This is a genomic window from Streptomyces sp. NPDC053048, assembly GCF_044547045.1.
GTDB lineage: Bacteria > Actinomycetota > Actinomycetes > Streptomycetales > Streptomycetaceae > Streptomyces.
The window spans coordinates 507984-532565 of record NZ_JBITZS010000002.1 but is presented as its reverse complement, the minus strand read 5'-3'; the positions used below and the strand labels follow the sequence as shown (position 1 = coordinate 532565).

Here is a 24582-nt window from a genome sequence, read left to right as displayed (position 1 = left end):
CGCCGAGGAGGTCACACCATGGCCGTTTCCATCTCCGTGGTTCTGTTGCTTCTGATCCTGGCAGTGGTGTTCATGCGGAGCGCGGGGCTGCGCGTGTCGCATGCGCTGGTCTGCGTCCTGCTCGGCTTCCTGCTGGCCAGTACGAGCGTGGCGCCGACCATCTCCAACGGGATCTCCGCGACCGCCCACCTGGTCAGCGGCGTACGGCCGTGACGAGGCGGATGCGGCGGCCGCGGCCCGGCGGTCAGCGGCCGATCTCGACGTCCTCCAGGACACCGAGCGCATCCGGCACCAGGATCGCCGCCGAGTAGTAGGCGCTCACCAGGTAGGACGAGACCGCCTGCTCGCTGATGCCCATGAAGCGCACATTGAGGCTGGGCTGGTACTCGTCCGGAATACCGGTCTGGTGCAGACCGATGACGCCCTGGTTGTCCTCGCCCGTGCGCATCGCGATGATCGAGCTGGTGCCCGCCTCGCTCACCGGGATCTTGTTGCAGGGCAGCAGGGGGACGCCGCGCCAGGAGCGTACCGGCGTGCCGAGGACGTCGATGTTCTGCGGGTACAGGCCACGGCTGTTGCACTCGCGGCCGAAGGCGGCGATGGTGCGCGGGTGCGCGAGCAGGTACTGCGTCTTGCGGCGCCGGGAGAGCAGCTCGTCGAGGTCGTCGGGGGTGGGCGGGCCGCTGCGGGTGTGGATGCGCTGGCTGAGGTCGGCGTTGTGGAGGAGGCCGAACTCGCGGTTGTTGATCATCTCGTGCTCCTGGCGTTCGCGCAGGGCCTCGATGGTCAGCCGGAGCTGCTGTTCGACCTGGTTCATGGGCTCGTTGTAGAGGTCGGCGACCCGGGTGTGCACCCGCAGCACCGTCTGGGCGACGCTCAGTTCGTACTCGCGGGGGGCGAGCGCGTAGTCGACGAAGGTGCCGGTGATGGCCGGCTCGCCCGAGTGCCCCGACGTCACGGCGATGTCCGCCTCGCCGCGGTTGTTCGCCGGGGGAGTGGCCCGGCTGCCGAACTCCGCGACGTGGGTGCGCAGTGACTCGGAGCGGTCGGCCAGCTCCTGGAACGCCTGGAGGGGGAGCGTCAGCACCGTGCAGCGGGTGACGGCCCGCACGGTGAAGTTCCAGGTGCCGTCCGGCTCCAGGGGGACGCGCTCGCCGAAGTAGTCGCCGTCGGCCAGGGTGCCGAGGGAGGTCTCGTCGCCGTATTTGCCGGTGCCGGTCTTGGAGAGCTTGCCGTGGGCGATCAGGACGATCTGGTCGGCGGGCCGGCCCTTCTCCACGAGCGTGTCGCCCGCCGCGTACTCGCGCTGGACGAAGGCGTCCGCCAGCGCCTCCAGCGCGTCGCCGTCCGAGAAGCCGCGCAGCAGCGGCAGTTCGCCCAGCTCGGGCGGGATGACCCGGACCTCCGAGCCCGTCGAGACGAACTCGACGCGGCCGTCACCGACCGTGTAGGTCAGCCGCCGGTTGACCCGGTAGGTGCCGGCCGACACCTGGACCCAGGGCAGCACGCGCAGCAGCCAGCGGGAGGAGATCCCGCGCATCTGCGGTACGGACTTGGTGGTCGTCGCGAGCTGGCGTGCCGCGTCCGTGCCGAGGCTCAGCTGTGCCGGGTCCTGCTGCACGGAGCCCTCCGGCTCCACTGACGTGGTCATTGGTGGTGATCACCCATCTGTGAGAAAGCGTGCTGCGAAACCGTGCGGGGCGAAGACGTGCAGGGCGATGAAGTGCAGGGCGAAGCGGCGCGGGGCAAGGATGTGCGTGAGGTCGGCCGGAGAGCCGGGCGGCGGCTGTGCCCGGAGGACGGGCCCGCCCGGCCTTTTCCCCGTCAGTGCCCGATTTCGACGTTCTCGAGAATTCCGAGAGCGTCGGGCACAAGGACCGCGGCCGAATAGTAGGCACTCACCAGATAAGAGATGATGGCCTGTTCGCTGATTCCCATGAAACGTACCGAAAGGCTCGGCTGGTATTCATCGGCGATTCCCGTCCGGTGCAGACCGACGACGCCTTGGGACTCCTGCCCGGTGCGCATCAGCAGGATGGAGCTGACGCCGGTCTCGGTGATCGGGATCTTGTTGCAGGGAAAGAGGGGGACACCGCGCCAGGCGGGCAGCGAGTGGCCACCGACGTCCACGTGGTCGGGGTAGACGCCGCGCCGGTTGAATTCGCGCCCGATCGCCGCGATGGTGCGCGGGTGCGCCAGCAGGAAGCCGGGGTCCTTCCAGACCGTCGCCAGCAGGTCGTCGAGGTCGTCCGGGGTGGGCGGGCCGCTGCGGGTGTGGATGCGCTGCCGCAGGTCGGCGTTGTGCAGGAGGCCGAACTCGCGGTTGTTGATCATCTCGTGCTCCTGGCGTTCGCGCAGGGCCTCGATGGTCAGCCGGAGCTGCTGTTCGACCTGGTTCATGGGCTCGTTGTAGAGGTCGGCGACCCGGCTGTGCACCCGCAGCACCGTCTGGGCCACGCTGAGCCCGTACTCGCGGGGCGAGGGCTCGTAGTCGGCGAAGACCCCGGGCAGCGCGGGCTCGCCGGTGTGGCCGGAGGCCACATCGATCGCCGACTCGCCGTGTTCGTTCTGCGGCCGGGCGGACTCGGCGCGGTACGCCTCGACGTGGGCGCGCAGCCCCGGAGCGCGCTCGAGGACGTCCTGGAACTCCTGGCGCGGCAGGGTGAGCACCGTGCAGGCGGTGACCGCGCGGACGGTGAAGTCCCACTCGCCCGCCTCGGGCGCGGCCAGCGCGCGGTCGCCGAAGTAGCCGCCGTCGGCCAGTACGCCGAGCACGGCCTCGTCGCCGTACTCGCCGTCCCGCACCTTCTCGGTCTTGCCGTGGGCGATCAGCACGACCTGGTCGGCCGGCTGACCGGCCTCCACCAGCACCTCGCCGGGCCGCAGTTCACGCTGGGTGAAGCGGCCGGCCAGCGTCTCGAGCACCTCGGGGTCGGAGAAGCCGCGCAGCAGCGGCAGCTCGCCCAGCTCCGCGGGGATCACCCGCACCTCGGCGCCGGTGCTGAAGAACTCCACCCGGCCGTCGCCCAGCGTGTGCGTCAGGCGCCGGTTCACCCGGTACGTGCCACCGGAGACCTGAACCCATGGCAGCAGGCGCAGGAGCCATCGTGAGGTGATCCCCTGCATCTGCGGTACGGACTTGGTCGTGGTCGCCAGATTCCGGGCGGCCTCCGTGCCCAGACTCAGCCGGTGCGGCGGATCGTCCGTGCCGGTACCGGTCTCCACTGACGTCGTCATATCCGAATGCCCACCCATCCCAAAATACGGCTGTATTCATCGCGGACACGCCTGTCGGGCCGTGCCCGTTCACGGCATCGCCTCTCGATGGCGTCCCTCGAGAGCCCACCCGTGCGGAAGCGCCCGGGAATCCCCCGCGTGACTCCCCTGCGAAGCTAGCAGCGCAATTCGCCGGAAGCGATCACTCGAAAGGATGGGATTAGGATGTGATTGTCAGGGGCGGATAAATACGCCGATGCCATTGGCCACGGGCCGTTCGGTTCCGCCCGAGGGGTGATTGCGCACGACGGGGCGCGCGCCGGGGGCCCGGGTCACCAGCGTGGACGACCCGCCCCCGTCCAGGTTGAAGGCGTCGACGGCACCCAGCCTGCGCATCAGACGGGCCAGTTCGGCGACGGTCAGCCCGGAGCGGTACGCCGCGCGGCCGTCCAGCGCCAGCAGATACAGCCGCCGCCCCCGGGCGGCCAGGCCGGCGGCGCTGCGCACGGCCGGTGTCAGCGGATCCAGGCCGGGCAGGGGCTGCCCGCCGCGCAGGACGGGGAAGCCGCCGACGGCGAACACGAACGCTCCCTTCCGCCGGGCCCGCAGCCGCTGTTCGACCGTCACCTGGTCCCCGACCGACAGCTTGCGCAGCTCGCGCGCCCCATCCTCCCGTCCCACCAGCACCGTGCTGCCCTGGTCGATTGCCCCGCGCCCGGGTTGCTCCGCCGTGGCCGTCACCCGGCCGCGCCGCACGGTCAGTTCATAGGTCTCCTCGCTGCAGGGAGCACCCCGGTCGGTGTCCGTCCCGCAGGTGGACCGGACCCTGGAGGTCCTGCCCCACGCCGAGGTGAACGCGCCGATGCCGTCGACCGGCAGCGCGTACTGATTGAAGCCGCTCAGCGCCAGCCGGCCGGCCGCGGTGCGTACGGACCCCTCCAGGGTGAGCCGGTCCATGCGGCCCACCCGGTTCGTGCCCACCCCGAAGACGTCCTCCGTGGTGACGTCCGGAGGCATGACCGGCCCGAAGCGCTGGCCGTCGGGCACCGCCGCCTTCAGCGCCCGGCCGCCCGCGATGGCCGGGCCCACCGGCGCGCCCGTCGCCTCCACGCCCGGGTGCTGGATCTCGGTGATGTTGAAGAAGTCCCCGTTCACTGCGCCCACCGCGCCCCGCCGGCCCGCCAGTTGCGATGTGGTGGCACGGGCGCCGACCGCCCCCGGGTGGAGCAGGTCGACCGACACGCGCCGGTTGCGCAGATCGGCCGTGAGCAGATGCCCGTACGCCGGTCCGTGCGCGCCCTTCAGCGAGAAGGCCCGGTACGTCACACCGGGGGCGATCGTGGCGGGCGCCTCCAGCCGCAGCGGGAAGAACTCCTCCGTATCGGCCCACGCCGGGCCTCCGCCGACCAGCGACACCCACGTCACCAGCACCGCGGTGAACGCGCGTACACGGCGTACACGTCTACCCATTGCCACCCCAGAGATCCCGTCAACTCTGCTATGACACAAGGGCTTTATTCATGCCCCGAAAGAACGACAGACAACGCTCCGGCGTCGACCCGGTCAACTCTCGACACGTCCCTGTCAAACGGCCCGGTGGGCCCCGATACTCACAGACGTCAGCGCGCGCCTATTCGCCCACCGAGCCGGGAGGTCACCCGATGTCCCCTACGCGCCGAGCCGCTGTCGTCACCCTCGGAGCCGCGCTCGCCGGGTCCTTCGCCGCACCGGCCGCCGCCGACCGATCGGCCCCGGCCGGTGCGTCCCCCGCCGGGCGCGGCAGACCGCCCCTGATCCACGCGCACGCGCACAACGACTACGCGCACCCCCGGCCGCTCGCCGACGCGCTCTCGCACGGCTTCAACAGCGTCGAGGCCGACATCTGGCTCGTCCGGGACCGGCTGCTCGTCGCGCACGACCCCTCCGAGCTCGACCCCGCCCGCACGCTGGAGGCCCTGTATCTCGACCCCCTGCTGCGCCGGATACGGGCCAACCACGGGCGCGTGCACCGCGGCTACGACGTGACCCTGCAACTGCTCATCGACATCAAGTCCCCGGGCGAAGCCACCTACCGGGCGCTCTCGCGGCACCTGCGTCCGTATCGCGCGATCCTCAGCAACTGGTCCGGTGGGCGTGTGCGCCGGGGCGCGGTCACCGCTGTCGTCTCCGGCGACCGGGGGGCGCGGATCCCGATGGAGGCGGAGCGGGTGCGGCACGCCTTCTACGACGGCCGGCTCACCGACCTCGGGGGCGCGCCGGCCTCCTTCGCGCCGCTCGTCAGCGACAACTGGAATCAGAACTTCACATGGCAGGGATCCGGCCCGATGCCCGAGCGCGAGCGGGCCGCGCTCCGGCGGATCGTCACCACCGCGCACGCCGAAGGCCGGAAGGTGCGATTCTGGGCCACGCCCGATCTGCCCGGTCCGGCGCGGGACGCGCTCTGGCGGGAGCTGCTGGACGCGGGGGTGGACTACCTCAACACGGACGATCTGGCGGGCCTGGAGGCCTTCCTGCGCACGGCCCGCTAACCGGGTGATCTCTGCCATCATCGGGCAAATCGTACTGTTCGCGCTGGTTTACGCCGGTAGCGCCACGCGGCCCCCTTCGGTGGAATGTCGAGGTCCGGCGCGGAACAGGTAGCGGAACGGTCACCGCACGGGCACGCCGCCGCACGCACGGGGAGGCTGGCCCCATGGCCACCCCACCAGGATCGCCACCAGGTCCCCCCTACGGACCGCCCGCCGACCCGCCGACGCCGCCGACCGGCTTCGGACCGGGCGGGCCGCCCTGGCAGCCCGGTCCGCCGCCGTCCGGACGCGGCGGCGGGCGGCGCATCGTGCTGGCCGTCGCTGCCCTGCTGGTGGTCGCGGGCCTGGCGGTGGGCGCCGTGCTCGTCATGGGGAACAAGAGTGACGGCACGCGGGGGGAGGACGGCTCGCCCAAGGGGGCGTCGCCGTCCTTCGGCCTTCCGTCCGGACTGCCGACGTCACTGCCCAGCGGCCTGCCCTCGGGCTTCCCGTCCCGCCTTCCGTCGGGCTTCCCGTCCGGCTTCCCCTCGGGGCTGCCCTCAGGCCTGCCCACGAGCCTGCCCTCGGGCTTCCCGTCCGGCATCTTCGGGTTCTGACGAGGCGCTTGGCCGGCCGGTGGCGGCTGACCGGCCGGTCGCCTGTCAGTCGTCCAGGAGCGCCCCGGCCAGGGCCGCGGCCGGATCGTGGTCGCTCGGGCCGGCGGGCTGCCAGTGGCCGCCCTCCTTGCGGTACGGCCACCAGCGCCCGTCACGCCCGTAGCGCAGCTGGGTGTCCGTGCCGACCGCCGTCCAGCGGTTGCCGGTCGCCCACAGGCGCGGGGCGTCGTCGTCCTGCCAGGCGGCGGCCAGCCGGTCGACGGCACGCGCGCGTGCCTCGGTCCCCGGCGTCCAGTCGTCCTCCAGCACGCTCAGCCCCGCGGCTCCCCCGTACTCCCAGGCGCGCACGGCCCGTGCCAGCTCCGCCCGGCCGTAGCCGCACCCGGCCGCCAGGCGCGCGGTCACGTGTTCCGGCGGGCACGAAGCGGCCATGCGGACGGCATCCTGCCGGAGCGTCGGTTCCTCCGGGACGGGCGTGTGCTCATGGCCGGGTGCCAGTGCCTCGGCCAGCAGCTGCCGGGCCCGGATGGCCGCGTCCGCGATCAGGAACTCCAGTGCCGCCGCGTCGAGTCCGGGCGCGGGAGGGGTGTCACCGGTGAGCACGGGCGGGCGGCCGGGCGCGTCCACCATGGGCGGGGGCTCGGGCAGCGGCGGCAGGGCCTCGCGCGCCGCGAACGCCTCACGCGCCGGTATACCGGCGGGCGGCTCCGGGGCGCGTGCGGTGGTGCGCGCGGCGCCGCGCTCCCGCAGCTCGTCGAGCAGGTCGCGTTCACCGCGCCCGCGCAACAGCAGCAGGACGAACGGGTCCTGGTCCAGCAGCCGCGCCACCTGATGGCACAGCGCCGCCGTGTGCGCGCAGTGGTCCCAGCTGCCGCAGGCGCACTCCGCTTCCAGGTCGCCGATGCCGGGCAGCAGGTCGACGCCCGCCGCGGCCGCGTCCTCCACCAGGTGCGGCGGCATGTCGCGGTCCAACAGCGCGGCGATGTGACCGGCGCGCTCGGCCACCAGGCCGAGGAAGCGGTCCCACTGCGCCTCGGACAACTGCTGGACCAGCACATCGGAGCGGTGGAGCGTGCCGTCACTGTCGCGCACGAGCGCGGTGAGCCGGCCGGGGCGTATGGACACCGCGCCGACCGCTCCCGCCCGCGCGTGCCTGCGTCCGGCCTTCACCTGCCGGCCGTCCAGCGCGCTGTCCTCCAGGGCCTTGAGCCATGCCCGGCCCCACCAGCTCCGGGCGAACGCCCGCTCGCGCACGGGCGGCAGTGCCTCGAAGACGCGTTCCGTCGAGACTTCGGTCATCGTGCGGTCCCCCTCAGTTCCACCAGTTCGGCCAGCTCGGCGTCGGTCAGCTCGGTCAGGGCGGCCTCCCCGCCGCCCAGCACCGCGTCCGCCAGCGCCTGCTTGCGGGTGAGCATCTCCGCGATCCGGTCCTCGATCGTGCCCTCGGCGATCAGACGGTGCACCTGGACGGGCTGCGTCTGGCCGATGCGGTAGGCGCGGTCCGTCGCCTGGGCCTCGACCGCCGGGTTCCACCAGCGGTCGAAGTGCACGACGTGCGCCGCCCGCGTCAGGTTCAGACCGGTACCCGCGGCCTTCAGCGACAACAGGAACACCGGCACGTCGCCCGCCTGGAAACGGCGGACCATCTCCTCGCGATGGGCGACGGACGTCCCCCCGTGCAGGAATTGGGAGGGCACGCCGCGCGCGCCCAGATGCCGTTCCAGGAGCCGTGCCATCTGCACGTACTGGGTGAAGACCAGCACGCTCGCCCCCTCGGCGAGGATGGTGTCCAGCAGCTCGTCCAGGAGCTCCACCTTGCCGGAACGCCCCGCGACACGCGGCACACCGGACCCCGCTTCGTGTTCCTTGAGGTACTGCGCCGGGTGGTTGCAGATCTGCTTCAGCCCGGTGAGCAGCTTGACGATGAGCCCGCGCCGCTCGAATCCGTCCGCTTCGGCCACCTCGGCCAGCAACTCCCGCACCACGGCCTCGTACAGCGCCGCCTGCTCCGTGGTGAGGGCGACCGCCCGGTCCGTCTCGGTCTTGGGCGGAAGCTCGGGCGCGATGCCCGGATCCGACTTGCGGCGGCGCAGCAGGAACGGGCGGACGAGCGTCGCCAGCCGCTCGGCGGCGGCCGGATCGGTGCCGCCCTCGACGGCCTGGGCGTAGCGTCGGCGGAAGCCGCTCAGGGAGCCGAGGAGGCCCGGCGTCGTCCAGTCGAGGATCGCCCACAGCTCGGAGAGGTTGTTCTCGACCGGGGTTCCGGTGAGCGCGACCCGCGCCTTGGCACGGATGGTGCGCAGTGCCTTGGCGGTGGCGGAGTAGGGGTTCTTGACGTGCTGGGCCTCGTCGGCGACGACCATCCCCCAGCCCGTCTCCGCCAGTGCCTTCGCGTCCAGCCGCATCGTGCCGTAGGTGGTGAGCACGAACTCGCCGTCATCCAGGCCGTCCAGGGAGCGCGCGGAGCCATGGAAGCGGCGCACGGGGGTGCCGGGGGCGAAACGTTCGATCTCGCGCTGCCAGTTGCCCATCAGGGAGGTGGGGCAGACCACGAGGGTCGGTCCGGCCGAGTCGGGCAGTGTCCGGCGGTGCAGGTGGAGCGCGATGAGGGTGATGGTCTTGCCCAGGCCCATGTCGTCGGCCAGGCAGCCGCCGAGGCCGAGGGAGGTCATCCGGTCGAGCCAGTTCAGGCCCCGCAGCTGGTAGTCGCGCAGGGTGGCGGCGAGCTCGGCGGGCTGGGCGACCGGCTCACGGGAGGCCTCGGGGTCGGCGACGCGGTCGCGGAGCGCCGCGAGCCAGCCGGTGGCCCGGACGTCGACGGTCTCGTCGTCCGCCCCGCCGGTCCGGGCGCGGCCGGTGAGGGCGGCGCCCAGCGCCTCGACCGGGGTGAGCGCACGGTCCCGGCGCTCACGGGCGCGGCGCACCGCCTCCGGGTCGACGAGGACCCACTGGTCGCGCAGGCGCACGGCGGGGCGGCTCGCCTCGGCGAGCCGGTCGAGCTCCTCCCTGGTCAGCTCCCGGTCGCCGATGGCGAAGCGCCAGCTGAAGGAGAGCAGGGCGTCGGCGGACATCAGGGACGGCAGGCCCGAGCGGCGGTCGCCGGCCGCGGCCTCGTCGTCGTCCGGAGGGCCGACGACCGCACGGGCGGTGAGCGTGCGGGCGAACTGCCGGGGCCAGTGCACCTCGACGCCGGCGGCGTCCAGCGCCGCCGCGGCGGCGCCGAGCAGTTCGCCGGCCTCCTCGTCGGCGAGCTCGAGGGCGTCCGGGGCGGCCTTCGACAGCAGGGGTGTGAGCGCGGGCCACGCGTGCGTGGCACGACGCAGCGCCAGCAGCGCGTTCATGCGGGCGTTGCGGCCGAGCGCCCGCCCCGCGGGGGAGGCGCCGGACCATACGTCCGCGGCGTCCGCGACGAGCGCGGGATCACTGAGGCTGTGCAGTTGCGGCACGACCCGGAAGCTCGGGCGCACGTCCTCCTCGTGGCCTTCGTCCTCGTCGGCCGTGTGCGCCGTGGCGGTCAGGCCGAGCACCTCCACCCGCAGGGACAGCCGTACGCCCGCGTCGTGGCCGGCGGCGACGTCCGCAGCCCACGCCCGCTGTTCGGGCAGCCGCTGCGGCTCTGGGGCCGCGAAGGCGGAGTGCCCGGCGGCGAGTGCGGCGGCGGGGGAGCGGGGCAGGCCGTCGGCGACGGCGTCGAGGAAGGCGCGGACGAGGGCTTCGGGTTCGGGCAGCAGCGGCGGGCCGTCGCCCGGCAGCGGTACGGCGTGGGCGGCCGGCGGCATGGCGGCGGACAGGTCGCGTACCCGGCGCAGGTCGTCGGGGGTGAGCGGGCCGACGCGCCAGGCGTCGTGGTCGGTCGCGGTCAGGCCCGGCAGCAGCTTGCCGCGGGCGGCCAGTTGCAGAGCGAGCACGGCCACGGCTCCCCAGAACGCGGCCGCCTCGTCGGCTCCGGCGGCGCGGGCGCGGGTGAGGACGGGCAGGGCCTGGCGCACGGGGAGCACGGTGGCGCGTACGGCCGCGGTGGCCACGTCCCGGCCGTCCGGGACGGCGATGGTCAGCTCTTCGACGGCGGCCGTCGTGACGGGTGCGTCGCCGTCCGGCCGCCAGAACGCGACGCGGCCCGTGCGGGCGGGGTCCGCGGGGAGGAAGACCGCCCGGCAGCGGGCGAGCAGCGAGATGTCGGAGGGTGTTGCGACAGGAGGTGTGATCACAGAGCTGCGCATTCCTCAAATTTGACTAGTGGAAGTCGGAGTCGCCGAGGGTACAGGACCGGCGAGTCCGGCGAAGCGTTTTAGCGTGTGACGTGCGCCATATACTTTGTGTGGCTGTCGGCGCTCCGCTGCGGGAGGGGCGGGGAACAGGGCACGACCGCCGGTCGTTGTGACGGGCACAGCGGCACGCGTCGCGGCAGCCGTCGCGAAGGAGGCACGGAGATGACCAACAGGGCCAAGGTCGCCGCCGGCGGTGTGGCGGTGGGAGTGATCCTGCTGTGGCTGCTGCCCTTCTGGGCGGCGCTGCTGGTGATCGTCGGCGTACCGGTCGGCGCGTATCTGCTGCTGGACTCCTCACAGCGCAAGAGGCTGCGCCGGGTCTCCCGCAAGCAGCTCGGCCGCTAGCGCATGTCCGGGGCGTGCCCTACCGTCGGCCGGTGAACGCGGGGGCGAGCGCCGCCGTCATCGCCCTGCTCGCCGTGCCGGAGCCGTCGGCCGGAACGGTCCACAGGTCGGAGCCGTAGTTGCCCGGCAGCGAGTAGACCAGGGTACGCGCGTCCCGCCAGACCGCCTGATCGTCGACGCTGCGCCGCTCGGCGGTGGCGGTCTCGCGCAGGGTGCGCAGGTCCAGGACGTACAACCGCCAGGGCGCGTCGGAGGAGGCGCCCTGGACGCGTTTCTTGTAGGCGATACGCGTTCCGTCGGGGGACAGGGACGGGCATTCGACGTTGCCGTGCAGGGTCCGCAGCGTCCGGGCCGAGCGGTCGCCGAGCGCCAGGTATGTCCTTCCGCCAGTGGCGACGGTGGCGTAGAAGCGCGTGTCGTCGGCGAAGGTCACACCCCAGACGTTGATGTCCGCGGCCTTGTGCGGGCGGCCGTCCACAACGACCCGGTAGTCCTCCAGATTGCGGTCGATCGCTCCGGAGCGGACGTCGAGAACCGAGGTGCGGGTGGAGAAGGCGGTGCCCGCGTAGGAGTCGCCGCTGACGAACACCGTCCAGGCGACGGTCTGCCCGTCGGGGGAGACGCGGGCGCGGGAGGGGATGCCCGCCAGGTCGTAGCGGCGCACCTCGCGCAGACGCGCGTCGAGGACGACGGCCCGGTAGGCCTCCCGCAGCCCGCCGCGTACCGACTGGAGGCACACGCCGGTCCCCGCGGCCGTGTGGAAGCGCAGGCAGCGGACGCCGGAGGCGGTGCGTGGCCCGGACGGGTCGCTGTCGGCGACCGAGGAGATCTCGTCGCGGTGCGGACCCCAGGCCATGTTGCGAAAGACGCTGCGGCCCGGGGCGTCCAGGGTGACCGTGCCGGAGCGCACGGGCGGTCCGTCGGACCGGGCGCGGTCCTTCTCGGTGGCCCTGCCGGCGGCGTGCAGGGTCGCGCCCACGGCCACTCCGGTCAGCAGCAGGACGGCGGCGAGCAGGATCAGCAGACGGTGCCTGCGGCCGAGGCGCATGCGGTTCAACGGGCGGACTCCGGTGTGACGTCGGTGGGTGAGGGACGCAGCAGCAGCGCGCTGAGGGCGGCGGAGACGAACAGCCCGGCCGCCGCCGCGCCCAGGGCCGTGCGCTCGCCCCAGACGGTCCAGGCGGCGCCGAAAGCGATCGAGCAGACGAAGCGGGCGGTGGCCTGGCCGGTCTGCACCACGGCCAGGCCACTGCCGCGGACGGCTCGCGGTACGGCGTCGGCGGTCGCGGCGGCGAGCACACCGTCGGTGGAGGCGTAGAAGCAGCCGTGCAGGGCGAGGACCAGGCAGGCGAGCGCGGAGGAGCCGCCGAGCGGCGCTACGAGCAGTGCGTACGCCCCCAGGAGTGCGAGGTGGCCGCAGAGGAACAGCCTGCGGCGGCCGAAGCGGTCGGCGACGGCGCCGAGCGGAACCGCCAGCAGGAGAAACGTTCCGGCGGTGCCCAGGGGCAGCAGCGGGAACCAGGACTCCGGCAGGTTCAGACGCCGTTGCAGGGTGAGGTAGAGGAAGGAGTCGCTGACGGTGGTCAGGCCGAGCAGCATCGCGCAGCAGGTCAGCCGGCGAACGCCGGGACGGCGCAGCAGTTCGCGCAGCGGCACCCGGTCCGCCGGGTGCCGCCGGTGCCTGGAGTCGGCGGAATCCGTCCGTCGGCCGGGCACGAACAGCAGGAGGACGAGCACGCCGAGCGCGGCCGCGCATCCGCTCACGACGAAGACGGCGTCATAGCCCTCCGCGGCGGCCCGCAGGACGAGGAAGGCGAGCAGCGGGCCGAGCAGGGCCCCGGCGGTGTCCATGGCGCGGTGCACGCCGAAGGCCCGGCCTCGCCCGGCCGGTTCGCAGGCCAGCGAGATCATTGCGTCGCGCGGCGCGGTGCGCAGCCCCTTGCCCGTGCGGTCGGCGGCGAGCACGGCGCCGATCAGTGGCAGGCTGTGGGCGACGAGCAGCAGGGGCTTGCACAGCGCGGAGAGGCCGTAGCCCACGGCGGCCACCGTCTTGTGACCGCCCTCGCCGCGGTCCGCGAGCCGTCCGCCGACGAGGCGCACCAGCGCGCCGACACCGTTGTAGAGGCCGTCCAGGAGGCCGAAGCCGAGGGGTGAAAGGCCCAGTCCGGCGACGAGGTAGAGCGGCAGCACCGCCGTGACCATCTCCGAGGAGACGTCGGTGATCAGGCTGACCGCACCGAGGGCGAGCACTGTGCCGGGCACGGCGGCGGCGCGTCGGCTGCGGGGGCCGCGGTTGCCGGCGGTGGTGGCCGGGGCGGTGCGGCTGTCCGCGAGGTACACGGTCAGCTGTTCCAGATGCCGGTGATGTCCTTGCCGTTCGCGGCGTTTCCGGTGTGCGGCAGGCCGTACATGGTCTCCAGGGTGCGCAGCACGTCGTAGTGGTTGTACGTGGTGTTCGAGGTGGCACCGGCCTTGACGTGCTGGCCGTGGAGGACGGTGGGGATGCGGTTGCCGCTGAGGCGGTTGTCCTCGTCGAAGGTCACCAGGAGCAGGCTGTTGTGGGTCTTGGCCCAGTCGGCGTAGCCCTTGAGGTTGTCCTTCAGCCAGGTGTCGCCGGTGCGCACGGAACAGTCGTGCATGTCGTTGCACATGTTCGGCACGACGAAGGAGACGGTGGGGAGGGTGTCGTAGTCGCTGGGGAAGGCGTCGAAGGTGTGCGCGGTGCTGGTGGGGACGTTGGCGAAGCCGAACCAGGGGTTGTGCTTCTGCCGGTACTTGCCGCTCTTGCAGACGGTGGATCCCTCGGCGGGCAGGGACTCGTTGTAGCTGGCCCAGGTTCTGCCCTCGGCGATGAGCTCGGAGGCGAGGTTGGGCTCGTCGCTGAAGCCGGGGTCGACGCAGCTGTCGTCGGTGACGCCCTGGGTGTCGCCGGAGAAGAGCGCGTAGTAGTTGGGCTGACTGGGATGGGTCTCGGCGTAGGAGGCGGTCAGGTTCGCGCCGCCGGCGGCGAGCGAGTTGATGTACGGGGCGCTGGAGCTGCCCATGACCTGGTTGTAGGCGCGGTTCTCGAAGACGACGACCACGACGTGGTCCGGGGTGGGCAGGGCCGGGGCCGCGGCGGAGTCCGCGGCCCACAGGCCGAGGGAGGTGGCGGCCAGCCCGAAGGCCGTGGTCAGGGCGATGGCGTGACGGCGGCTCGGGCGACGGGAGCGGCGGGGGCTGTCGGGGCGGGCTGCGGCGGGCACGAGATCCTCCGTGCGGGGGGGGGGAAGTCGGTGGGGGTGCGCGGCGTGCGCTGGCAGCGTAGAGCGAGCCGTATGACATGTACACGACTTCAAAGTGACGGATTCGGGAACGCCCGCCGATCGGCAGGCGGCGCCGCGCCGGTCGTCCTCAGGCCGCGGGCAGGCCGAGCAGTGTGCGGGCCACGGTCTGCGGCGACTCGTCGCGCTCGCGCGCCAGCGCTATGACGGCCCGGCAGGCAAGCTCGTTCACGCCGAAGCCGAGGGCTTCCGGTGAGACCCACCGCGCCGCTTCAGCACTCTTTTCCACGTCGTTCTCGGCGCACGCGGCGACATAAACCGCCGCCGCCTCGAAGAGATTGCGCTGCCGCGAGCGTCCCGCACCGGGACTCACGGGCGGCCGCGCGACGGGTGGTTGCCGGACCTCTTCGAGGCGCCTGCGAAGTTTGTCGAACACGCGGATCACCTGCCCCCACGAGCGGCATTTCCTGCGGTCGTTCAAGTGTGCCCGGTGGGGGTGGAGTTGAACCTCCGACAAATGACGGGGGACCGGCCGGTGCCCGGTGCCGATCGCCTTCGTGTACCGCCTTGTCGACGCGAGGCGTATCGGCGAATTCCCGCCACTCTTCTCCGCCGATTTTCCGTTCCGCGTCCGCATCCTGTGCCAACTGGCGCACAGACGCGTACCGGAGTACCGGGCGGGTTGCCGCGAGCACAGAGGTGAGCAAGGCTTGCACGGCACTTACGGGGAATTGCGGAACGGGGAGGCAAGGCATGTCAATCGGCAAGGAACTCGACTCGATGTTGGACGACCTGACCGAACGCGTCGGGGAAATACGCCACGCGCTGGTGCTGTCCAACGACGGGTTGGTGACGGGGGCCAGCGCGACCCTGGAGCGGGCGGACGCCGAACACCTGGCGGCCGTCGCATCCGGCCTGCACAGCCTGGCCAGGGGGACCGGCCGGCATTTCCGGGCGGGCCGGGTGCGTCAGACGATGATCGAATTCGACGGGGGCGTCCTGTTCGTGACGGCCGTGGGTGAGGAGAACTGCCTGTGCGTCCTCGGTGGCGCGCAGGCCGACGTCGGCCAGATCGCCTACGAGATGACGCTGCTGGTCAACCGGGTCGGAGAGGGGCCGGACGGCGGCGGGGCGGAGGAGCGGAAGGGTGGTTATCCACAGGCCTGACGCGTTGGGGCGCCGCACCGCTATCTTCGTCACTGTCAGTGACCGACTGGTAGTGGGGAGGGTGTCATGGCGGTACGACAGGACCAGGCGCGCGGCATCGGCGAAGAGACCGTCGCGTTCACGCGGGCGGCACGGGAGCTGGAGCTCGCGCCGCGCGAGTTCGAGCTGGCCGTCCAGCTGGGGGAGGTGCGGACCGTCGCCGTGGGCCCGGGAGCGCGGCGGCGGGTCGCCCGTGAGGAGATCGAACGGCACCGGTCCGCCGAGGGCTTCCCCAAGGCGCTGCGCACCCGGCTCTGGGTGGTCGGCACGGCGGAGGGCGCCGAGCTGATGGGGATCAGCCCCGCGCGGTTCGCCCGTCTCGCCCGGGGTGGCTGCTTCGCCCCCGTGCGCTTCTACGTCAACCGGTACAGGGCCGTCGTCTGGTACTACCTCGCGTCCGACCTCGTGGAATTCGCCGACGGCAATCCCGAGCTGCTGACGGGCCGCACGCCCGCCCTGCTGACGGAGGCCCTCGAGAAACACCCCGACCGCCGTGCCCGCGGCTGGCGGGCCCGCAGGCTCGACCAACTGGTGGCCCAGGCCCAGGATCCATGGGAACGGGCGGCGGTGCCTGCGGCCGTGCTGGACCCGGTCGAACTGGCCCAGGCTGTGCCCGACCCCGGCGAACGGGCCTGTCTGAGCGCCCTGCGCCCGGTCCTCGCACGGGCCCGCCCCGAGGCCACAGCGGCCCGGGAGGTGATCGGCGAACTCGTCATCGCGCAGGACCGGGACGAGATCGACTGGCACCGGCACTGCCTGACCGCCGCGCTGACCCGGGCGCGCGCCGACCGGCCGGCTCCCGCCGCGGCCCGGCTGCCCCTGGCCGTACCGCCGCCCGTCGCGTCACCGCCCGTCGTACCGCCGCCCGTCGCCGGGGAGCGTCCGGCGACGCCGTCGGCACCCGGGCCGGAACGGGCCGGGCCAAGGGGGTTGTGGGCCCGGCTGCTCGGGCGGACGTAACGTGGCGGACGCGGCGGGCGGGCCTGACGGACAGACGCGTCGGGCCGGTGGCGAGCCTCAAGCGAGCTTGCGGAAGAGCCCTTCCTGCATCACTGATGCCAGGAGCCTGCCCGCACGGTCGAAGATCAGGCCACGGGCCAGGCCCCGGGCGCCGGTGGCGATCGGTGACTCCTGCTGATAGAGGAACCACTCGTCCGCGCGGAAGGCCCGGTGGAACCACATGGCGTGATCCAGCGAGGCCAGGTCGAAGCCGCGCGGCCCCCACAGCGGCTCGACGGGCAGGCGCACCGCGTCGAGCAGGGTCATGTCGCTGGCGTAGGTGATCGCGCAGGTGTGCACGAGCGGGTCATCGCCGAGCGGCCGCACCGCGCGCATCCACACCGCGCTGCGCGGCTCGGCGCCGCGCAGCTCCGCCGGCGTCCAGCGCAGCCGGTCCACATAACGGATGTCGAAGGTCATACGGCGCTCCATGCGCTGGAGCGCCTCGGGGAGCTCGCCGAGGTGATCGCGGATCTCGTCGGCGAGCCGGGGCAGCTTCTCCGGCTCGGGCACGTCGGGCATCGGCACCTGGTGCTCGAAGCCCGGCTCGGGCTGATGGAAGGAGGCGGTGAGGTTGAAGATCGTACGGCCCTGCTGGACGGCCACCACCCGGCGGGTGGTGAAGGACCGCCCGTCGCGCACCCGCTCCACCTGGTACACGATGGGCACTCCCGGCCGGCCCGGCCGCAGGAAATACGCGTGCAGCGAGTGGACCGGGCGGTCCCCGTCCGTGGTCCGCCCGGCCGCCACCAGCGCCTGGCCGGCCACCTGCCCGCCGAAGACGCGCTGCAGCGATTCGTCCGGGCTGCGGCCCCGGAAGATGTTGAGATCGATCCTCTCGAGGTCGAGCAGACCCACCAGACGGTCGGCGGGAGACGTCATCGCCACTCCTTCACGGCCGGTGCCCGCGCCGCGGGCGGCGACTGGGAGGCTACAGCTGACCGACCTCCATCACGCGGACCACCGCGCGCCCTTCCTCATCGGACGCCGCGAGGTCCACCTCGGCGGAGATGCCCCAGTCGTGGTCGCCGTTGGGGTCGGCGAAGGTCTGCCGGACGCGCCACAGCCCGTCCTGCGGGCGCTCCTCGATCCGCAGCAGCTTGGGCCCGCGCGCGTCCGGTCCGGTGCCCAGCTCGTCGTACTCGTCCCAGTAGGCGTCCATGGCCTCGCCCCAGCGCTCCTCGTCCCAGCCGTACTCGGCGTCCATCTCGCCGAGCTCGGCGACCTTGTCGAGGGCCGCCAGCTCCACCCGGCGGAACAGCGCGTTGCGCACCAGCACGCGGAAGGCGCGGGCGTTGGCAGTGACCGGCTTGACCTGGTCGGCGCGGTCCTGGGCCTCCTCCGCCGTCTCCTCCTCGGGGTTCGCCAGCTGTTCCCACTCGTCCAGCAGGCTGGAGTCGACCTGGCGCACCATCTCGCCCAGCCAGGCGATCAGGTCCTCGAAGTCGTCGGACTTCAGGTCGTCCGGCACCGTGTGGTCCAGCGCCTTGTAGGCACTGGCCAGGTAGCGCAGCACGATGCCCTCGGTGCGGGCGAGGTCGTAGTGGGAGGTGAACTCCGTGAAGGTCATGGCGCGCTCGTACATGTCGCGGATGACCGACTTCGGCGACAGCGGGTGGTCGCCGACCCACGGGTGGCTCTTGCGGTAGACGTCGTAGGCGTGGGTCAGCAGCTCCTCCAGCGGCTTGGGGTAGCTGACGTCCATGAGCCGCTCCATGCGGTCCTCGTACTCGACGCCCTCCGCCTTCATCGCCGCGACGGCCTCGCCGCGCGCCTTGTTCTGCTGGGCGGCGAGGATCTGGCGCGGGTCGTCCAGCGTGGACTCCACGACCGAGACCAGGTCCAGGGCGTAGGAGGGCGACTCGGGGTCGAGAAGCTCGAAGGAGGCGAGGGCGAAGGTCGACAGCGGTTGGTTGAGCGCGAAGTCCGACTGCAGGTCGACCGTGAGCCGCACGATGCGGCCCTCGGCGTCCGGCTGGTCGAGCTGCTCGACCACGCCGCCGTCCAGGAGCGAGCGGTAGATGGCGATGGCCCGGCGGATGTGCCGCAGCTGGTTCCGGCGCGGCTCGTGGTTGTCCTCCAGCAGCCTGCGCATCGCATCGAAGGCGTTGCCGGGCCGCGCGATGACCGCCAGCAGCATCGCGTGGGTGACGCGGAAGCGGGAGGTGAGCTGCTCGGGCTCGGCGGCGATGAGCTTCTCGAAGGTGTTCTCGGTCCAGCCCACGAAGCCCTCGGGGGCCTTCTTGCGGACCACCTTGCGGCGCTTCTTGGGGTCGTCGCCCGCCTTCGCCAGCGCCTTCTCGTTCTCGATGACGTGGTCGGGCGCCTGGGCCACGACGAAGCCCGCCGTGTCGAAGCCGGCCCGCCCGGCCCGGCCCGCGATCTGGTGGAACTCCCGGGCGCGCAGCGTGCGCACCCGCTGGCCGTCGTACTTGGTCAGCGCGGTGAACAGCACGGTGCGGATCGGCACGTTGACGCCGACGCCGAGCGTGTCCGTTCCGCAGATGACCTTCAGCAGACCGGCCTGGGCCAGCCGTTCCACCAGCCGCCGGTACTTGGGCAGCATGCCCGCGTGGTGCACCCCGATGCCGTGGCGGACGAACCGCGAGAGGTTGCGGCCGAACTTGGTGGTGAAGCGGAAATTGCCGATCAGCTTGGCGATCTCGTCCTTCTCCTCGCGCGAGCACATGTTGATGCTCATCAGCGCCTGCGCCCGCTCGACGGCGGCCGCCTGCGTGAAGTGCACGATGTACACGGGCGCCTGGTGGGTGTGGAGAAGCTCGGTCAGGGTCTCGGTCAGCGGCGTCGCGCGGTACTCGTACGACAGCGGAACGGGCCGCGTCGCCGAGCGCACCACCGCGGTGGGCCGCCCGGTGCGCCGGGTCAGGTCCTCCTCGAAGCGGGAGACGTCGCCGAGGGTCGCGGACATCAGGATGAACTGCGCCTGCGGCAGCTCCAGCAGCGGGATCTGCCAGGCCCAGCCGCGGTCGGGCTCCGCATAGAAGTGGAACTCGTCCATCACGACCTGGCCGATGTCGGCGTCCTTGCCGTCCCGCAGGGCGATCGAGGCGAGCACCTCGGCCGTGCAGCAGATGACGGGGGCGTCGGCGTTGACCGAGGCGTCGCCGGTGAGCATGCCGACGTTCTCGGTGCCGAAGATCTTGCACAGGTCGAAGAACTTCTCCGACACCAGCGCCTTGATGGGGGCGGTGTAGAAGGTCACCTGGTCGTTGGCCAGCGCCGTGAAGTGGGCACCGGCCGCGACGAGGCTCTTGCCCGAACCGGTCGGCGTCGAAAGGATCACATTCGCGCCGGAGACCACCTCGATCAGCGCCTCCTCCTGAGCGGGGTACAGCGTGATGCCCCGCTCCTCGGCCCAGGTCGAGAAAGCTTCGAAGAGGGCATCGGGGTCGGCATGGCTCGGCATCTGATCGATAAGGGTCACACCCCCATACTGCCTGGCCCCGGCCCGGATCAGGGAACCGGCCGGTCGAACGATGATCATTCGGGCATTACGCTGAGTCGCCGACACGGCGTCAGGAAGGCGGGACGCCGGCTGACGAAGAGGTGGAACGACCATGATGGGACCGGCGCACTCGCTCTCGGGAGCGGCGGCCTGGCTGGGGGTGGGAGCGGCCGTGGCGGCCGCCGGACACCCGATGCCCTGGCCCGTGCTCGTCGTCGGCGCGCTGATCTGCGCCGGTGCGGCGCTCGCCCCCGACCTCGACCACAAGTCGGCGACGATATCGCGATCCTTCGGCCCGGTGTCGCGCATCCTGTGCGGCATCATCGACCAGCTCTCGCACACGGTGTACAAGGCGACCAGGGCCAAGGGCGACCCGCGCCGCAACGGCGGCCACCGCACCCTGACCCACACCGCGCTGTGGGCGGTGCTGATCGGGGCCGGGGCCTCGGCGCTGGCGATGACCGGCGACCGCTGGGCCGTGCTCGGCATCCTCTTCGTGCACATGGTGCTGGCCGTCGAGGGACTGCTGTGGCGGGCGGCCCGCACCTCCAGCGATGTGCTGGTCTGGCTGCTCGGGGCGACGAGCGCCTGGATACTGGCCGGGATCCTGGACGAACCGGGCAACGGCTCCTCATGGCTGTTCACCGGACCAGGCCAGGAGTACCTGTGGCTGGGCCTGCCGATCGTCCTCGGCGCGCTCGTGCACGACATCGGGGACGCCCTGACCGTCTCGGGCTGCCCGATCCTGTGGCCCATTCCCATAGGCCGCAAGCGCTGGTACCCGCTCGGCCCGCCCAAGGCCATGCGGTTCCGGGCGGGCAGCCGGGTGGAGGTGAAGGTGCTGATGCCGGCCTTCATGCTGCTCGGCGGCGTCGGCGGGCTCGGGGCCCTGGACATCATCTGACCGTCCCGGGCCCCGGTCCGCGCCGGCGGCTACTGGTGCCAGGAGCGCCAGAGCGCCGCGTACGCCCCGCCCGCCGCGACCAGTTCGTCGTGGCTGCCCAGCTCACTGACCCGGCCGTCCTCCGCCACCACGATCACGTCGGCGTCGTGCGCGGTGTGCAGCCGGTGCGCGATCGCCACGACGGTGCGTCCCTCCAGCACCTTCGCCAGCGAGCGCTCCAGATGCCGGGCAGCCCGCGGATCCAGCAGGGACGTCGCCTCGTCCAGGACCAGCGTGTGCGGATCGGCCAGGACCAGCCGCGCCAGCGCGACCTGCTGGGCCTGGGCCGGGGTGAGAGCCAGGCCGCCCGACCCGACCTCGGTGTCCAGGCCCTTCTCCAGCGCCCGCGCCCAGCCGTCCGCGTCCACCGCGCCCAGCGCCGACCACAGCTCGCCGTCGCCGGCGTCCGTCCGGGCCAGCAGCAGGTTGTCGCGCAGCGAGCCGACGAAGACGTGGTGCTCCTGGTTGACCAGCGCCACATGCCGGCGCACCCGCTCCGCCGGCATCCGGGAGAGCTCGGCACCGCCCAGGGTCACCTCGCCGGTGCGCGGCGCGTAGATCCCGGCCAGCAGCCGGCCCAGCGTCGACTTGCCGGCGCCCGACGGGCCGACCAGGGCCACCCGGCTGCCCGGCCGCACGTCGAGGGAGACCCCGTGCAGGACGTCGGTGCCGGGAAGGTAGCCGAAGCGGACATCCTCCGCCCGTACCTCCCGGCCCGCCGGGTGCAGCTTCTCGTCCGCCCCGTCGGGCTCGATCTCACGAATGCCCACCAGCCGGGCCAGGGACACCTGGGCGATCTGGAGCTCGTCGTACCAGCGCAGGATCAGCCCGAGCGGCTCCACCAGCATCTGCGCCAGCAGCGCGCCGGTCGTCAGCTGCCCCACCGACAGCCACCCCCGCAGCACGAACAGGCCACCGATGAGCAGGACGGCGCCGAGCAGCAGCACATGGGTCACATTGATGACGGGGAAGAGGACCGAGCGCAGCCACAGCGTGTAGCGCTCCCACGCGGTCCACTCCGCGATCCGCCGGTCGGAGAGCTCCACCCGGCGGCGCCCCAGCCGGTGCGCCTCGATGGTCCGGCCGGCGTCCACGGTCTCCGCCAGCGACGCGGCGACGGCCGCGTATCCGGCGGCCTCGGAACGGTAGGCGGCCGGTGCCCGCCGGAAGTACCAGCGGCAGCCGGCGATCAGCAGCGGCAGCGCGATCAGCACGCACAGCGCGAGCGGCGGCGCGGTCACCGTCAGCGCGCCCAGCAGCAGGCCGGCCCAGACGAAGCCGATCGCCAGCTGGGGCACCGCCTCGCGCATGGCCTCGGCCAGGCGGTCGATGTCCGTGGTGATCCGCGAGAGCAGATCGCCGGTCCCGGCCCGCTCCAGCACGCCCGGCGGCAGTGCCACCGACCGCACGAGGAAGTCCTCGCGCAGGTCCGCCAGCATCTGTTCGCCCAGCACCGCCCCGCGCAGCCGCACCATGCGGACGAACACGGTCTGTACGGCCAGGGCGACCGCGAAGAGCGAGACGGCGCGCCCCGCGTGGAGCTCGCCCGAGCCGGCCGACAGGTCCTCGACCAGGTCGCCCAGCAGATACGGGCCGACCATCGAGGCCGTCACCGCGATCGCGTTCACCACCACCAGCAGGACGAAGGCCGCACGGTGCCGGCGCAGCAGATCCCGCACATAGGCCCGCACCGTGGCCGATCCGCCCACCGGCAGCGTCGTCGCCGACTCCGGTGCGGCCGGGTCGTACGCCGGCGGCGCCACCCCGATCATGCCGACTCCCCGATCTGCTCGCTCTGCTCGCTCCTGTCGAACTCCGCGAGCTCCGTGTCCATGTCCTCGTCCGGGTCCTCGTCCCGGTCCTCGTCCGTCCTGCGGGTGACGACCGCGCGGTACACCGGGTCGGTGCGCACGAGCTCGCCGTGCGACCCCACCGCCGACACCTTGCCGTCCCGTACGAACACCACGCGGTCGGCCCGGTCCAGCAGCAGCGGGCTGGAGGAGAACATCACCGTCGTCCGTCCCTGCCGCAGGGCGCGTACGCCGTCCGCGATCCGGGCCTCGGTGTGCGAGTCGACGGCCGAGGTGGGCTCGTCCAGCACCAGCACCTCCGGGTCGGTCACCAGCGAGCGGGCCAGTGCCAGCCGCTGCCGCTGCCCGCCGGACAGCGAACGCCCGCGCTCGGTGATCCGGGTCCGCATTGGGTCGCCACCGGCGTCCGCCGAGGCCTGCGCCAGGGAGACCAGTACGTCGTCGCACTGTGCCGCCGCCAGGGCCGCGCCGGCGGTCACGTTCCCCGAGGACGGCACGTCCAGCAGCTCGGCGAGGGTGCCCGACAGCAGCACCGGGTCCTTGTCCTGGACGAGCACCGCCGCCCGCGCCGCCTCCAGCGGCACCTCGTCCAGCGCCACCTCGCCCAGCAGCGCCGAGGGCACGTCGCCCGTGCCGTCCGGCGCGTGGCCGCCGAGCCGGTCGGCGAGCCGGCCCGCCGCGTCGGGGTCGCCGCACACCACGGCGGTCAGCTGCCCGGCCGGGGCCAGAAGGCCGCTGGCCGGGTCGTACAGATCGCCCCGGAGCACGGCTTCGGACGCCCCCTCGTGGTCCACCGGGGTGGTGCGCTCCAGGCCCAGCACCCGGGCCGCGCGCTGCGCGGACGGCCGGGAGAAGGAGTACGCCATGGCGATCTCCTCGAACTGCCGCAAGGGGAACAGCAGGAAGGTGACCACGCCGTAGACGGTGACCAGCTCACCCACGCCGATCCGCCCGTCGCGGGCCAGCGCGACGCCGTACCAGACCACCGCGATGAGCAGCAGGCCCGGCAGCAGGACCTGTACGGCCGCGATCAGAGCCCACATCCGCGCGCTGCGCACGGCCGCCCTGCGCACCTCCTGCGAGGCGGCACGGTAGCGGGTCAGGAACAGCTCCTCGCCGCCGATGCCCCGCAGCACACGCAGGCCGGCGACGGTGTCCGAGGCCAGTTCGGTGGCCCTGCCCGCCTTCTCCCGCTGTTCGTCCGCCCGTTTGGCCGCGGGCGGCAGCAACGGCAGTACGGCGAGGGCCAGTACGGGCACCCCGATCGCCACCACCACGCCCAGCGCGGGCTGGTAGACGACAAGAGCCGCGCTCACCACGACGGTGGTGAGCGCGGCGGAGACGAAGCGGGAGAAGGCCTCCACGAACCAGCCGATTTTCTCGACGTCACCGGTCGAGACGGCGACGACCTCTCCGGCGGCCACCCGCCGGGTCAGCGCGGCACCCAACTCGGCCGTCTTGCGCGCCAGTAGCTGCTGCACCCGGGCCGCGACCGTGATCCAGTTGGTGACGGACACGCGGTGCAGCATCGTGTCCCCCAGCGCGGTGAGGGCCCCGAGCGCCAGCATCAGGCCACCCGCCGCGGCCAGCCGCGCTCCGGATCCGTCCACGACGGCCTGCACGGCCAGGCCGACGGCCAGCGGGAACAGGGCGACGGACGCCATGTGGAGGGTGCCCCAGAGCATGGCCCTCACCTGGCCGCCCAACTGGGTGCGGCCGAGCCAGAGCAGGAAGCGGAGGCCTGACCGGACGTCCGGTCGGCCCGGGTCCGGATAGGGAAGATCGCGAATTTGCATGACATCCCGGATTCGGCATGGTGTGGGCGGGGGCGCCGTGCAAGGCTCGCGCCAGGGGAGCGTCCGGTTCAACTGGTTTTTCGCGCGGGCCCGCGGATCAGGCCAGACCGCTACTGGTGTGCTGCCCGGTGAAGCGCTTCACTCC

At 72.6% G+C, this 24582-nt stretch carries 20 protein-coding genes; 7 read left to right on the top strand and 13 right to left on the bottom strand.

The window, feature by feature from the left end; all coding sequences use genetic code 11:
- Positions 1 to 18: 18 nt before the first annotated feature.
- A complete protein-coding gene (locus ACIG36_RS07235) occupies positions 19 to 213 on the top strand; it encodes a hypothetical protein (protein WP_399923324.1) in 195 nt (64 codons plus the stop codon).
- Between the two features lie 31 nt (positions 214 to 244).
- Here ACIG36_RS07235 and ACIG36_RS07230 read toward each other — a convergent pair whose 3' ends face one another.
- The 3 genes from ACIG36_RS07230 to ACIG36_RS07220 all read right to left on the bottom strand — a co-directional run bounded on the left by ACIG36_RS07230 (position 245) and on the right by ACIG36_RS07220 (position 4686).
- Entirely contained in the window at positions 245 to 1651 is a 1407-nt protein-coding gene (locus tag ACIG36_RS07230) for a family 2B encapsulin nanocompartment shell protein (RefSeq protein ID WP_399923322.1), read from the bottom strand.
- A gap of 173 nt (positions 1652 to 1824) precedes the next feature.
- The gene (locus tag ACIG36_RS07225; RefSeq protein WP_399923319.1) at positions 1825 to 3237 is read right to left on the bottom strand and encodes a family 2B encapsulin nanocompartment shell protein; all 1413 of its coding nucleotides are present in this window, start codon (positions 3235 to 3237) and stop codon (positions 1825 to 1827) included.
- A gap of 213 nt (positions 3238 to 3450) precedes the next feature.
- Positions 3451 to 4686 (bottom strand): phosphodiester glycosidase family protein, encoded by a 1236-nt coding sequence (locus ACIG36_RS07220; RefSeq protein ID WP_399923315.1) that lies wholly within the window; start codon positions 4684 to 4686, stop codon positions 3451 to 3453.
- Between the two features lie 191 nt (positions 4687 to 4877).
- Here ACIG36_RS07220 and ACIG36_RS07215 point away from each other — a divergent pair, with 191 nt between their 5' ends.
- Together ACIG36_RS07215 and ACIG36_RS07210 are read left to right on the top strand one after the other, a co-directional pair.
- The gene (locus tag ACIG36_RS07215; RefSeq protein WP_399923312.1) at positions 4878 to 5744 is read left to right on the top strand and encodes a phosphatidylinositol-specific phospholipase C/glycerophosphodiester phosphodiesterase family protein; all 867 of its coding nucleotides are present in this window, start codon (positions 4878 to 4880) and stop codon (positions 5742 to 5744) included.
- A gap of 164 nt (positions 5745 to 5908) precedes the next feature.
- Complete coding sequence (locus ACIG36_RS07210; RefSeq protein ID WP_399923309.1) at positions 5909 to 6340, top strand: hypothetical protein; 432 nt, start codon at positions 5909 to 5911, stop codon at positions 6338 to 6340.
- Between the two features lie 45 nt (positions 6341 to 6385).
- Here the strand turns inward: ACIG36_RS07210 and ACIG36_RS07205 are convergent, their stop codons facing one another.
- Together ACIG36_RS07205 and ACIG36_RS07200 are read right to left on the bottom strand one after the other, a co-directional pair.
- Complete coding sequence (locus ACIG36_RS07205) at positions 6386 to 7639, bottom strand: SWF or SNF family helicase (RefSeq protein WP_399923306.1); 1254 nt, start codon at positions 7637 to 7639, stop codon at positions 6386 to 6388.
- Entirely contained in the window at positions 7636 to 10560 is a 2925-nt protein-coding gene (locus ACIG36_RS07200) for a DEAD/DEAH box helicase (RefSeq protein ID WP_399923304.1), read from the bottom strand. The genes ACIG36_RS07205 and ACIG36_RS07200 overlap by 4 nt, the downstream gene beginning before the upstream one ends.
- A gap of 210 nt (positions 10561 to 10770) precedes the next feature.
- On the opposite strand from ACIG36_RS07200, the gene ACIG36_RS07195 reads away from it, so the two are divergent.
- Positions 10771 to 10953 carry a hypothetical protein gene (locus ACIG36_RS07195; RefSeq protein ID WP_399923301.1) on the top strand — a complete coding sequence of 61 codons (183 nt, stop codon included), beginning with the start codon at positions 10771 to 10773 and terminating at the stop codon, positions 10951 to 10953.
- Positions 10954 to 10972: 19 nt separating this feature from the next.
- Here the strand turns inward: ACIG36_RS07195 and ACIG36_RS07190 are convergent, their stop codons facing one another.
- The 4 genes from ACIG36_RS07190 to ACIG36_RS07175 form a co-directional block, all read right to left on the bottom strand.
- Positions 10973 to 12001: a TolB family protein gene (locus ACIG36_RS07190; protein ID WP_399924000.1), complete on the bottom strand. Its 1029-nt coding sequence runs from the start codon at positions 11999 to 12001 to the stop codon at positions 10973 to 10975.
- A gap of 5 nt (positions 12002 to 12006) precedes the next feature.
- A complete protein-coding gene (locus tag ACIG36_RS07185; protein ID WP_399923298.1) occupies positions 12007 to 13293 on the bottom strand; it encodes an MFS transporter in 1287 nt (428 codons plus the stop codon).
- Positions 13294 to 13295: 2 nt separating this feature from the next.
- Positions 13296 to 14135: an alkaline phosphatase family protein gene (locus ACIG36_RS07180; protein WP_399923997.1), complete on the bottom strand. Its 840-nt coding sequence runs from the start codon at positions 14133 to 14135 to the stop codon at positions 13296 to 13298.
- 211 nt (positions 14136 to 14346) lie between these two features.
- On the bottom strand, positions 14347 to 14697 hold the full coding sequence (locus ACIG36_RS07175) for a hypothetical protein (RefSeq protein WP_399923295.1): 351 nt from the start codon (positions 14695 to 14697) through the stop codon (positions 14347 to 14349).
- A 272-nt stretch (positions 14698 to 14969) separates the two neighbouring features.
- On the opposite strand from ACIG36_RS07175, the gene ACIG36_RS07170 reads away from it, so the two are divergent.
- Positions 14970 to 15383 carry a roadblock/LC7 domain-containing protein gene (locus tag ACIG36_RS07170; RefSeq protein ID WP_399923293.1) on the top strand — a complete coding sequence of 138 codons (414 nt, stop codon included), beginning with the start codon at positions 14970 to 14972 and terminating at the stop codon, positions 15381 to 15383.
- 66 nt (positions 15384 to 15449) lie between these two features.
- The gene (locus ACIG36_RS07165; RefSeq protein ID WP_399923290.1) at positions 15450 to 16382 is read left to right on the top strand and encodes a DUF6397 family protein; all 933 of its coding nucleotides are present in this window, start codon (positions 15450 to 15452) and stop codon (positions 16380 to 16382) included.
- Between the two features lie 57 nt (positions 16383 to 16439).
- On the opposite strand, the gene ACIG36_RS07160 is transcribed toward ACIG36_RS07165, so the two are convergent.
- Complete coding sequence (locus ACIG36_RS07160) at positions 16440 to 17303, bottom strand: acyl-CoA thioesterase (RefSeq protein WP_399923287.1); 864 nt, start codon at positions 17301 to 17303, stop codon at positions 16440 to 16442.
- Between the two features lie 49 nt (positions 17304 to 17352).
- A complete protein-coding gene (locus tag ACIG36_RS07155; RefSeq protein WP_399923284.1) occupies positions 17353 to 19866 on the bottom strand; it encodes a DEAD/DEAH box helicase in 2514 nt (837 codons plus the stop codon).
- Between the two features lie 133 nt (positions 19867 to 19999).
- Here ACIG36_RS07155 and ACIG36_RS07150 point away from each other — a divergent pair, with 133 nt between their 5' ends.
- A complete protein-coding gene (locus ACIG36_RS07150) occupies positions 20000 to 20791 on the top strand; it encodes a metal-dependent hydrolase (protein WP_399923281.1) in 792 nt (263 codons plus the stop codon).
- A 29-nt stretch (positions 20792 to 20820) separates the two neighbouring features.
- On the opposite strand, the gene ACIG36_RS07145 is transcribed toward ACIG36_RS07150, so the two are convergent.
- Positions 20821 to 22602: an ABC transporter ATP-binding protein gene (locus ACIG36_RS07145; RefSeq protein ID WP_399923278.1), complete on the bottom strand. Its 1782-nt coding sequence runs from the start codon at positions 22600 to 22602 to the stop codon at positions 20821 to 20823.
- Entirely contained in the window at positions 22599 to 24437 is a 1839-nt protein-coding gene (locus ACIG36_RS07140; RefSeq protein ID WP_399923275.1) for an ABC transporter transmembrane domain-containing protein, read from the bottom strand. The genes ACIG36_RS07145 and ACIG36_RS07140 overlap by 4 nt, the downstream gene beginning before the upstream one ends.
- Between the last annotated feature and the right edge of the window lie 145 nt (positions 24438 to 24582).

Bases quoted from the DNA above. Each gene is read 5' to 3' on its own strand.
- ACIG36_RS07215 (WP_399923312.1), top strand. From the start codon at position 4,878: ATGTCCCCTACGCGCCGAGCCGCTGTCGTCACCCTCGGAGCCGCGCTC.
- ACIG36_RS07160 (WP_399923287.1), bottom strand. From the start codon at position 17,303: ATGACGTCTCCCGCCGACCGTCTGGTGGGTCTGCTCGACCTCGAGAGG.
- ACIG36_RS07195 (WP_399923301.1), top strand. From the start codon at position 10,771: ATGACCAACAGGGCCAAGGTCGCCGCCGGCGGTGTGGCGGTGGGAGTG.
- ACIG36_RS07205 (WP_399923306.1), bottom strand. From the start codon at position 7,639: ATGACCGAAGTCTCGACGGAACGCGTCTTCGAGGCACTGCCGCCCGTG.
- ACIG36_RS07145 (WP_399923278.1), bottom strand. From the start codon at position 22,602: ATGATCGGGGTGGCGCCGCCGGCGTACGACCCGGCCGCACCGGAGTCG.
- ACIG36_RS07235 (WP_399923324.1), top strand. From the start codon at position 19: ATGGCCGTTTCCATCTCCGTGGTTCTGTTGCTTCTGATCCTGGCAGTG.
- ACIG36_RS07230 (WP_399923322.1), bottom strand. From the start codon at position 1,651: ATGACCACGTCAGTGGAGCCGGAGGGCTCCGTGCAGCAGGACCCGGCA.
- ACIG36_RS07200 (WP_399923304.1), bottom strand. From the start codon at position 10,560: ATGCGCAGCTCTGTGATCACACCTCCTGTCGCAACACCCTCCGACATC.
- ACIG36_RS07225 (WP_399923319.1), bottom strand. From the start codon at position 3,237: ATGACGACGTCAGTGGAGACCGGTACCGGCACGGACGATCCGCCGCAC.
- ACIG36_RS07210 (WP_399923309.1), top strand. From the start codon at position 5,909: ATGGCCACCCCACCAGGATCGCCACCAGGTCCCCCCTACGGACCGCCC.
- ACIG36_RS07165 (WP_399923290.1), top strand. From the start codon at position 15,450: ATGGCGGTACGACAGGACCAGGCGCGCGGCATCGGCGAAGAGACCGTC.
- ACIG36_RS07170 (WP_399923293.1), top strand. From the start codon at position 14,970: ATGTCAATCGGCAAGGAACTCGACTCGATGTTGGACGACCTGACCGAA.
- ACIG36_RS07140 (WP_399923275.1), bottom strand. From the start codon at position 24,437: ATGCAAATTCGCGATCTTCCCTATCCGGACCCGGGCCGACCGGACGTC.
- ACIG36_RS07190 (WP_399924000.1), bottom strand. From the start codon at position 12,001: ATGCGCCTCGGCCGCAGGCACCGTCTGCTGATCCTGCTCGCCGCCGTC.
- ACIG36_RS07150 (WP_399923281.1), top strand. From the start codon at position 20,000: ATGATGGGACCGGCGCACTCGCTCTCGGGAGCGGCGGCCTGGCTGGGG.
- ACIG36_RS07220 (WP_399923315.1), bottom strand. From the start codon at position 4,686: ATGGGTAGACGTGTACGCCGTGTACGCGCGTTCACCGCGGTGCTGGTG.